Genomic DNA, 3,512 nt, shown 5'->3' with positions numbered 1-3,512 from the left:
GGACGTACGTGACGCCGCGTCCTGGCAGGCCGCCCTGGACGGCTTCGTCGCCGTGAGCGGCGGCAGTCTCGACGTACTCGTCAACAACGCCGGCATCATCCAGATCGGCAGGTTCGCCGACCTGCCGCTGGATCGGCAGCAGGCGATCATCGACGTCAACGTCAAGGGCCTGGTCAATGGCTGCCACCTCGCGCGACCCTTCCTGCGGCCCGGTTCCCACGTCGTCAACCTCGCCTCCGCCTCCGCCATCTACGGCCAGCCGGGCATGGCGATCTACTCCGCCACGAAGTTCGCCGTACGCGGCCTCTCCGAGGCCCTCGACCTGGAGTGGTCCGCCGACGGGATCACGGTGACCGCCCTGTGGCCGCTGTTCGCGGACACCTCGATGGTGTGGGGTCACGACTTCCCGGCGCTGCGACGGCTCAAGGTCTCGCTCACCCCCGACGACGTCGCCGAGTCCGTCTACGCGGCCGCGACCAGCGGACACGGCCTGCTCGGCGGCGTCCATCGCGGCGTCGGCACCAAGGCGAGATTCCTGCTCGGTCTATCCGGAGTCACCCCGAGCTGGGCCAACCGGATGTTCAACCGGCTGATCTCCACCTGATCGGCTCCTCCTGATTGTTCACCGGGTTGTTGCCGGTAGGGACGGTGTGCGTCGGGTTCCTGACGGGACCGAGGCTCACGCTCGACAGCATGATGAGTCGCACCTTGCGGATTCTGCTCGCCGGGATGGTTGCCGTCGTCCTCGCCTCCGCGGCGCTGAGCGCGGCGAGGGCCGACGAGCCCCAGGTCTCTGGCCACGGGCAGGCCGTGTTCGACCGGCATGAGGTGGCGCCCGAGGACGCGCGACCGGGTGGTGGCGCGGCGCCGTTCGAGACCGGCATGGTGATCGTGCTCAACACGCTGCTTCTCGGCGGGCTGGTGGGTGGGATCCTCTGGGGCCGGCGGCGTCTCGGCTGCGCCGACTCCGCATTGCCCAGATTGTCCGCATAACGAGAATATCGTCTCAGGTGTCGGGATTCCACGCGTAGAGTCGGTGCATGTCGACCTACACGCATGGCCATCACGAGTCGGTGCTTCGCTCGCACAGGTGGCGTACGGCGGAGAACTCCGCCGCCTATCTGCTGCCGCACCTGAGCCCTGAGCAGCGGCTGCTCGACGTGGGTGCCGGGCCGGGGACGATCACGCTCGATCTTGCCGGCCGGGTCGCTCACGTGACCGCGACGGAGATCGGGGAGCCGGAGCTCGAGCTGTCTCGGCGGGCCGCCGAGGCCGGGGGAGTCGCGAACGTCGACTTCTGCGTCGAGGACGTGCACGCGCTGAGCATCGAGGACGCCGCGTACGACGTCGTTCACGCGCATCAGGTGCTGCAGCACGTGGCGAACCCGGTGCAGGCGCTGCGGGAGATGCGGCGGGTGACCAAGCCCGGTGGGATCGTGGCGGTGCGCGAGAGCGACTATGCGGGTTTCGTCTGGTGGCCGGAGTCGGCCGAGCTGACCGAGTGGCTGCGCCTCTACCACCGCGCCGCACGGGCCAACCGCGGTGAGCCCGACGCCGGCCGCCGCCTGCTCTCCTGGGCGCGGGCCGCCGGCTTCACCGACATCGAGGCCACCTCGAGCACCTGGTGCTTCGCCGACCCCGAGGACCGGGCGTGGTGGGGTGGGATGTGGGCCGACCGGTTCACCGACTCCGCGGTCGCCCGCCAGCTCGTCGACTCCGGAGACGCCACGACCGCCGACCTCGCCCGGGTCGCGGGCGGGTGGCGGTCGTGGGCTGAGGCGGAGGACGGGTGGTTCTCCGTCCTCCACGGCGAGATCCTGGCCCGCGCCTGAGGGTCGAACCGAGCCTCAGCGCCGCAGGATCCGCGCCGAGAGCGTGTTGCCGAGCAGCTGGATGACCTGCACCAGCGCGACCAGGATGAGCACGCAGACCCAGGTGACGGTCGGGTCGTACTGCCGGTAGCCGAAGGTCTGGGCGAAGCTGCCCAGACCGCCGCCGGCGATCAGGCCGGCGACCGCCGACATGTCGACGACCGCGACGAAGGCGAAGGTGTAACCGAGGATGATCGGCGCCAGCGCCTCGGGGAGGACGACGGTGGCGGCGATCCGGGCGCGGCTCGCACCCATCGCCCGAGCAGCCTCGATGACTCCTGGCGGGACCGTCACCAGGTTCTGCTCGATGATCCGCGCGATGCCGAACATCGATGCCAGGATCAGCGAGAACACCACCGCCGAGAAGCCGATCCCGGTGCCGACGACCAGCCGCGCGGCTGGCTGGACGGCGGCGATGAAGATGATGAACGGGATCGGCCGGAAGAAGTTGACCAGGACGTTGAGGACGAACGAGACGACGGCATTCTCGTACAGCCCACCCTTGCGGGTCAGGTAGAGGCCGAGCGCGAGCAGCAGACCCAGCGCGCCGCCGATGAGCATCGTCAGCGCGACCATGAGCAGCGTCTCGCCGGTGGCCTGCCAGATGTCGGGCCACAGCTCGCCGAGGCGGGTATCAGTGGGGAGAAGCATCACAGCTCCTTGGCGGGGACGAGGGCGGACAGCTCGCGTACGGCCTCGTCGACCGAGCTCGCAGGACCGTCGAGCGCGAGCGTCAGGTTGCCGAAGGTGGCACCCTGGATCTCCTCGATGCCGCCGAAGACGAGCTCGAAGGCGACCCCGCGCTCGAGGAGGACCGCGAAGAGGTCGGCCTGGCGAGGACCGCCCCCGCGCAGCTCGAGCTTCACGAAGCGGCCGGGATGGCGGGACCTCAGTGCGGCAAGCGCGACCGGTGCGGGCTCGTCGTCGACGACGGTGCCGACGAAGCGCCGGGTCACCGGCTGCTGCGGTGCGGAGAAGATGTCGTAGACCGCGCCGGACTCGACGATCCGCCCGTTCTCCATGACCGCGACGTGGTCGGCCAGCTCGCGGACGACCTCCATCTCGTGGGTGATGGCGACGATGGTGGTGCCGAACTCCTCGTTGACCCGCTTCAGGAGCCGAAGCACCTCGTGGGTGGTCTCCGGGTCGAGCGCGCTGGTGGCCTCGTCGGCGAGCAGCAGCGAGGGGTTGGTGGTCAGCGCGCGGGCGATGCCGACGCGCTGCTTCTGCCCGCCCGAGAGGTTGCGCGGGTAGGTGTGGGCCTTGTCGGGGAGCCCGACGAAGTGGAGCAGCTCGGAGATCCGGCGCTGCTGCTCGGCCTTGGCGACGCCGGCGATCTGCAGCGGGTAGGCCAGGTTGCCCCAGACCGTACGCGACTCGAAGAGGTTGAACTGCTGGAAGATCATCCCGATGCCCAGCCGGATCGGCCGCAGCTGCCGCTCGTGCAGGCCGACGAGCTCGGTGCCGCCGATCTGGATGGAGCCCGAGGTGGCCGGCTCGAGGCCGTTGAGCAGACGTACCAGGGTGGACTTACCGGCTCCGGAGTAGCCGACGATCGCCTGTACGTCACCGGCGGCGATGTCGAGGTCGACGTCGACCACGGCATGGACCTCGTTGCGTCCCTTGGCCGCCGGATAGGTC

General features: G+C 69.7%; 5 protein-coding genes. 3 read left to right on the top strand and 2 right to left on the bottom strand.

Translation table 11 applies throughout. The annotated features are described in order from the left end of the window. The 3 genes from ACFU7D_RS29105 to ACFU7D_RS29095 form a co-directional block, all read left to right on the top strand. Positions 1-604 (top strand): SDR family NAD(P)-dependent oxidoreductase (locus ACFU7D_RS29105; protein ID WP_378873874.1); only part of this gene is annotated, 604 nt, incomplete at its 5' end. A gap of 89 nt (positions 605-693) precedes the next feature. After that, positions 694-993, top strand: a complete 300-nt coding sequence (locus ACFU7D_RS29100) for a hypothetical protein (protein WP_378873871.1) — start codon at positions 694-696, stop codon at positions 991-993. 47 nt (positions 994-1,040) lie between these two features. Then, complete coding sequence (locus ACFU7D_RS29095) at positions 1,041-1,832, top strand: class I SAM-dependent methyltransferase (RefSeq protein ID WP_378873868.1); 792 nt, start codon at positions 1,041-1,043, stop codon at positions 1,830-1,832. Positions 1,833-1,847: 15 nt separating this feature from the next. Here ACFU7D_RS29095 and ACFU7D_RS29090 read toward each other — a convergent pair whose 3' ends face one another. Then, positions 1,848-2,522 carry a methionine ABC transporter permease gene (locus ACFU7D_RS29090; protein WP_378873865.1) on the bottom strand — a complete coding sequence of 225 codons (675 nt, stop codon included), beginning with the start codon at positions 2,520-2,522 and terminating at the stop codon, positions 1,848-1,850. Beyond that, positions 2,522-3,512 (bottom strand): methionine ABC transporter ATP-binding protein (locus ACFU7D_RS29085; protein ID WP_378873862.1); only part of this gene is annotated, 991 nt, incomplete at its 5' end. The genes ACFU7D_RS29090 and ACFU7D_RS29085, both read right to left, overlap by 1 nt.

It is taken from the genome of Nocardioides sp. NPDC057577, from assembly GCF_042801335.1.
Lineage (GTDB): Bacteria > Actinomycetota > Actinomycetes > Propionibacteriales > Nocardioidaceae > Nocardioides.
Note: the sequence above shows the minus strand (reverse complement) of the source record. Positions and strands in the feature narration are given on the sequence as shown.